The organism is Lysinibacillus sp. FJAT-14222 (assembly GCF_001278875.1).
Lineage (GTDB): Bacteria > Bacillota > Bacilli > Bacillales_A > Planococcaceae > Lysinibacillus > Lysinibacillus agricola.
Map to the genome: position 1 here is coordinate 47883 of NZ_LIYL01000001.1, position 6547 is coordinate 54429.

Genomic DNA, 6547 nt, shown 5'->3' on the forward strand with positions numbered 1-6547 from the left:
ACGCATTTTATTTTCATGTATTTTCGCCTATGCAGCCGTTAGGTTACACAATACACCATCTATTTGAATCTGTTTAGGTATCCTAAATAAAATAGAGGAATAAAATACAGTAATAAGCTCATACCACTGCTGCGTTTATTTTACACAAACTTCATTGTAACTGCTTATTACATAGACGTCAATTATTACACAAGCTATTTTTGAAAAAGGAAAATAGTAAAAATTTCCTCCGTATACATTTTCCAATATTCCGAAATAGTTAATGATGCAGTGAGAAATGTAAAATGTAAAAGTTAAATAGAATAACATAGTCAAAATGACACAAAATATGTATAATATACTATAAGTTATTAGTAATTGATTTGGACGTTATATAGAAAAGGTGATTTCATGACAGACCATTTACAAACGCTAAAATATATAAAATCAGATGTTTTGAGCTTTTGGGTGAGTTCTAAGGAACAAGCTGGTTTTAATGAGTATTTTTATTCATTGAAACAGTGTCTAAAGAAGCACTTGGGAATTGTAAATGCAGCTTTTCTAAGTTTTGAAGGTAATTCTTTAATACCTGTTGAAGAGATGGCTGCTTTAACAATTGAAACAAAACTAAATGCTGTGTCATGGCTAATGGTTGAAGCTAACTTTTATCAACAAAAGATGGTGAAAATTCCTTATATATTAAAAGAAAAAGAAGCCTATACGATGATGACAGATATGGTGCTTTTCCAATCAGAAGGTAAAAGTCCAGTTGGCGTATTACTCGTGGAGGCGACAGATGCTTGGACAGACTTTTTGACTTCGGATTACGGAGAAGAGTGCGTAGAAACGCTTACTAAAGTTCTTCAAATGATCAGAGAAAATTTGGAAGTAAAAGTGAATGAAGATCAATATAGAAAATTGTATAATATGACAGATTTATTTCATTCCACTATGGATATTGATTTAATTTTAGAAAATGTCTTAAAAAATATTAAAGATAATTTCCCAGAGTTTAATGTGGATCTTATACTATCGAATGATCAAGACCGCCATACAACTATCGATATTAAGCTTTTTGATTACTTATCTGAAAGACCTGCAACGATTGAGGCTTTTGTCTCAGGAGACCTGACGACGGAGCTTGCAAGCGATTTGAATTGTCGATTATTAAACGCTCCTATAAAAGGGAGACAAGCTATTTATGGCATTTTACAAGTAAGTGCACCGACAACATATCTTTTTTCAACCACTGAAAAAGATTTTGTACGTATGCTAGCACAAGCATCAGGGAATGCGCTCGAAAATGCAAAATTATATCATCAATCGCATCGCCTCGTAAGTGACTTACAACTCATTAATGAAACATCGCATCGTTTAAATATGAGGATTGACATTCGTGAAATGTTACTATTCCTACAAAAACAGTTAATGAAATCCTTTCAACCAATGGAAGTTTGTTTCGCTTTTAAACATAAAGATACCTTTGAAGTGACGGATGCTAGTACGGCTTTATTTAATTCAGAGAAGGGTCAAACATATATAAAACATGTTGAACAACATTTTGAACATACTAATGACCCGCTATTTATTGCTGATTTCAGTCGACTAACCCCTAATCCAATTGAATATCGTTCCATTATGGCAATTCCAATCTTAATGGAAGAAAAAATTAATGGCTTTAGTATTGTGTTACACAAGGAGCCGTATTTCTTTTCATTTGATAGTTTTAAATTAATGCAATCATTAATCCATCACTCTTCTTTAGCAATTGCAAACTCAATATTACGAAATCGACTTCAAGAAATGGTAGATTTGGATCATTTGACAAAATTATATGCAAGAAGTTATTTAGACCAGTATGTAGAAAAATCACTTAAAAATGATCAATCAGGAATGTTCTTGCTCATTGATATTGATAATTTTAAACGCATTAATGATACGTATGGTCATCAAATTGGTGATAAGATTCTTATGCAAATTGCGTTACAGTTAAAAGAAATGATTGGAGCTCGAGGTATTTGTGCACGCTGGGGTGGGGAGGAAATGTCCGTGTATATCCCGAACATTGATGAGAAAGAAGCAGTCGAATTGGCAGCAGCAATCGTTGCAGTAATTCCAAGTGCAACGGATCCACAAGTGACAATTTCAGCAGGTCTCATAACATGGGGTGAACAATACCGTCCAGCGTTTCAATCTGTTTTCCTACATGCAGATACAGCGCTTTATGAAGCTAAAAACAGTGGTAAAAATCGATTTTGTATTCATGATCGATCCTATCAAAACAATTTATAATGTGACAAAAGTAAACAGATGTCTTTGAAAATAAAACATTAATCATCTTTATATGCTAAAATGCCCTAAAATGACAATAAATCATTTCAGGGCATTTTTTTATAAATGGAGAAGTAAGGTTTTTACGAATAGCTCTAACCCCTCTTGATCTTCCTTAGAAAAGCGATTTACGATTGGACTGTCGATATCAAGAACACCGAGGACATGTCCTTCTTTTATTAAGGGAATAACGATTTCGGATTGGGACGCGGCATCACAGGCAATATGCCCTGGGAAATCATGTACGTCTTTTACCACTATTGTTTCTTCTTTGCCTACAGCTGTTCCACAAACACCGCGTCCAATTGGTATTCTGACACAGGCAGGTAAGCCTTGGAATGGCCCTAATACAAGTTCCTCGCCCTGTAATACATAAAAACCAACCCAGTTTATGTTTGGCAAAAATTGATTTAGTAAAGCAGAGGCGTTGCTTAAATTAGCAATGCGATCGCTTTCTCCAGTGAGCAGGGCATCTAACTGTTTTGCTAATGTATTATATTGTTCGGCAATTGGCCCGTCATAATTAATTTGTGTAAACATAGTAGCACCTCGTTTAAAAGATATTTATTTTGGGTATATAACATTGTAATGTTGATGTAAATCAGCAACAGTATGAGCATCTGAACCGAAAACAATTGGTAGCCCAATAGATTTGCTATAATCAATGAAGGCAAATGGTGGATAAGGTTCCTGACAATGTGTTTTACTTAATCCAGCGCTATTTAAATCTAGTTCATAGCCTTCTTCCTTCATTAAATCTAAAACTTCGCGAATCCGCACAGAATCATCAATTTTCACCATATGTGCTAATTGAAATTTGTGGATAAGTGAGGGATGCCCAATACGCTTAGGCTTGTATTGCCCTAAATCTGCTGTAATTGATTGTAGGACAGTATCATAATATAAATCATACACTTCTTTAATAGAGCCTACTTTTTTTGAAAAAGTCATAAAACTTTCTGGAGAAAAATCTATGCATTCAAAGTTATTTTGCCATTGTAAAAAATGGACTGATAAAATAGAGTCATCTAAAAAGTGTCCATATGTATCAAGAAATTGACGAGTTTCTTGTTCAAAGCCTTGAATATAGTCAACCTCTAGACCAATATGAATGCGAATGTCTTGTGCGTACTCCTTTTGAAGGCGCTGCAAATCTTCAAAATAGGGCATTAAAAATTCCGGATTCATACCACTATCTTGCTCTGGTGTAGGGTCTACAAAACTCAATGGTAATGGTGCATGTTCTGTGAAGGTAATATCTGTAAAGTTATGAGCGAGTGCTTTTTCAATATATTGCTTAAATGAATCAGAAGTACCATGTGGACAATATGGGCTATGAATATGGCCATCAATTTTCATAAAATTACTACTCCTTTAGCTTTTGGATAATAACACTTCATTTACACCAGGTGTTCAAAATTTAAGTAGTTGTTATCTTTGAAAGGTGTAAATACACAAAAATCACTCAAATTTTAGTACAAAAGGCGATAACATAGTATATAATAAATACAACTAGCCAATTCGTTTATTGTAGAATAGGAGGCTTACGATGGAGTATATCATCATTCCGGTTATCCTACTATTAATTTTAACGATAGTAGGATTTATGATGCGACGAAAACATACAACAATCATTGCTAAACTTGAAAATGAAAAATCACAAATACAAAACAATCCCATAAATGAGGAAATTTCAAAAGTTAAATCTCTAAACATGAACGGTGAAACGGAAGAGATGTTTGAACGATGGCGCAATAGCTGGGATGAAGTTATCGATGTACATATGACAAAAATTGATTCGCTTTTATTTGATGCGGAGGATCAAGTCAATAGACTTCGTTTTAATAAAGCAACATTAATTGAACGTGAGATAGAAGATTACATTCAAAAGTGTGAACAAGATAAAGATAAAATATTAGAAGAACTAAATGAATTAATTGGCAGCGAAGAAAAAAATCGTATTGAAATTGAACAATTAAAAGAATATTATCGTTCTGCACGTAAAACATTGTTAGCGCACCAGCATTCATTCGGCGTAGCATTACCAGCTTTGGAGAAAAAGCTAGAGACGTTTGTTCAAAAGTTTGAAGAATTTGATGTGCTCACTAGCGAAGGGAATTATTTGCAGGCGCGAGAAATAGTTATTAGCTTAAATCAAGAATCACAACAGACATTTGAATATATTAATGATGTACCAACAATTTTGACTGAATTACAAGTAAAGCTACCAGGAGCTGTACAGGAATTACGTAGTGGTCAGCGTGAAATGGAGGAGCAATCCTATTATTTACAGCATTTAGAGCTAACTGAGGCGCTGGATAAATTTGAAGAGGAATTTGCGACATTAAAAAATGAATTAGCAGAGCTTAACTTAACAGTTGTTAAGCCGCGTGTTGCTGAAATAAATGAAGAGATTGATCATTATTACGATCTGCTTGAAAAAGAGGTTATTGCTAAAAATTATGTTGACCAAAATTGTGATCGTTTATTAAGCTCAATCACTAATGTTATTAGTTCAACAAAATTAGTAAGTGATGAAGCAACCTTTGTGCAGCAGAGCTATCATTTAAATGAAAAAGATGCAGAAATACCAAAAGTTGCATTAAAGCAATTAGAGGCTTTACAACGTCGCTATGACTTATTGGCGATGCGTGTTAGAGAGGAAAAATCTGCATACTCAAGTTTGCAGGAAGAATTGATTGAAATTAGTGATGAACTTGAGCGTATTCATGAGGAGCAAGGTCATTTATCGAATACAATGAAGAAGCTACGAATTGATGAAAACAAGGCTCGCTCGCAAGTAGAAAACTTAAAAAAATCATTACAAGAAACAGACCGGTTATTAAATAAGGCTAATATTCCAGGTATCCCTGAAGAAATGGATGCACGTCTAGATGAGGCAGCAGAGCACATTTATGTAGTTATGCAAAGCCTTCAAGAAGTACCTCTCAACATGGGAACGGTTCATAATAATTTAAATGCCGCAACACTTTGTGTGGAGGATGTAAAAGCAAAGGCACATGAATTGATTGAAAATGTAATGCTGATTGAACGTATTATTCAGTATGGTAATCGTCATCGTGCAACAAATCCAAAATTGAATGCACGTTTAAAAGAAGCAGAAAAAGCTTTCCATCAATTCCGTTATTCCAAGGCATTAGAAGAAGCTGGAACGGCAGTTGAAGAAATGGAGACAGGTGCTTTAAAACGAATTCAAGCAATTGTAGCAGAAGAACCAATGTCAAAATAGTTAAAGCAAAATAATATAAGTGGCATCGGCTGTCTAAAAAGTATAGTGAATACTTTTAGACAGCCTTGTTTATTTAAGAGAAAATAGGGGTGTTCAAATTGCAATTATTTATTCGAGGAATGAATGAAATGTATGCGATTGATATTTTAAATTGGAAATATGAAGCACCGTATGATTTTTATAACAATAAATTTTGCGACGAATCTCTAAAAGAATTACTCGATAATCCGTATTATTCAATTGTAAATGATCAAGAAGAGCTAGTCGGTTTTTTCTGTACAGGAACATCTGCACAAGTACCTAAAGGCCATGACTATGGCGCATATATAGACGGATGCATTGATGTCGGAATAGGGATGAAGCCTGAGTTAACAGGAAGAGGTTATGGGTTAGAATTTTTTTCATTTATCTTAAATCACCTACAACAAAAAAATACTTCTTCTCTTCGTTTAACAGTAGCTACATTTAATACAAGAGCAATTCACCTATATGAAAAATTAGGCTTTGAAAAAGTTATGAACATCACTGCTTCAACTGAATTTATAACAATGAAGAAAGGTTAATGAATCAGCTAGTCAATTAAGAAAAATTTGTAGGATCGGTTGTTTTTCTTGAATTACTAGTGTGAAATTAGCTTACAATATGGTATTAAAATATAGTTAAATGTAGTAGCAATGGATTTTACTGAAAGTAGAGGGTGATATTTCAAAAAAACGTATGCTATGTATATAAGTTGATCTTCGTTACGACTGGGCGACTCCTCGAGGATTAGCAATAGAGGAACGAAGGCTAAAACCATCACGTCCTGTGATAACGCCTTCGTGACCAACATCGTGTTGACCTGAGGAAGCGGATGTTTTCTGTGCGAAAGCGAAGCGTCAGCAACAATGTTTTATCTGTGCGAAAGCGAAGCGACAGCAACAATGTTTTATCTGTGCGAAAGCGAAGCGACAGCAACAATGTTTTATCTGTGCGAAAGCGAAGCGA

General features: G+C 34.4%; 5 protein-coding genes. 3 read left to right on the top strand and 2 right to left on the bottom strand.

Going from position 1 to position 6547, the window contains the following annotated elements; all coding sequences use genetic code 11:
* The first annotated feature begins 390 nt into the window (after window positions 1–390).
* Window positions 391–2271 (top strand): sensor domain-containing diguanylate cyclase, encoded by a 1881-nt coding sequence (locus AN161_RS00200; protein WP_053592360.1) that lies wholly within the window; start codon window positions 391–393, stop codon window positions 2269–2271.
* A gap of 99 nt (window positions 2272–2370) precedes the next feature.
* On the opposite strand, the gene AN161_RS00205 is transcribed toward AN161_RS00200, so the two are convergent.
* Entirely contained in the window at window positions 2371–2850 is a 480-nt protein-coding gene (locus AN161_RS00205; protein WP_053592361.1) for a GAF domain-containing protein, read from the bottom strand.
* 24 nt (window positions 2851–2874) lie between these two features.
* Window positions 2875–3669 (bottom strand): histidinol-phosphatase HisJ, encoded by a 795-nt coding sequence (gene hisJ / locus AN161_RS00210; protein ID WP_053592362.1) that lies wholly within the window; start codon window positions 3667–3669, stop codon window positions 2875–2877.
* A 190-nt stretch (window positions 3670–3859) separates the two neighbouring features.
* On the opposite strand from hisJ, the gene ezrA reads away from it, so the two are divergent.
* Both ezrA and AN161_RS00220 read left to right on the top strand, forming a co-directional pair.
* Entirely contained in the window at window positions 3860–5560 is a 1701-nt protein-coding gene (gene ezrA / locus AN161_RS00215) for a septation ring formation regulator EzrA (protein ID WP_053592363.1), read from the top strand.
* 98 nt (window positions 5561–5658) lie between these two features.
* Complete coding sequence (locus AN161_RS00220) at window positions 5659–6123, top strand: GNAT family N-acetyltransferase (RefSeq protein WP_053592364.1); 465 nt, start codon at window positions 5659–5661, stop codon at window positions 6121–6123.
* Window positions 6124–6547 lie beyond the last annotated feature (424 nt).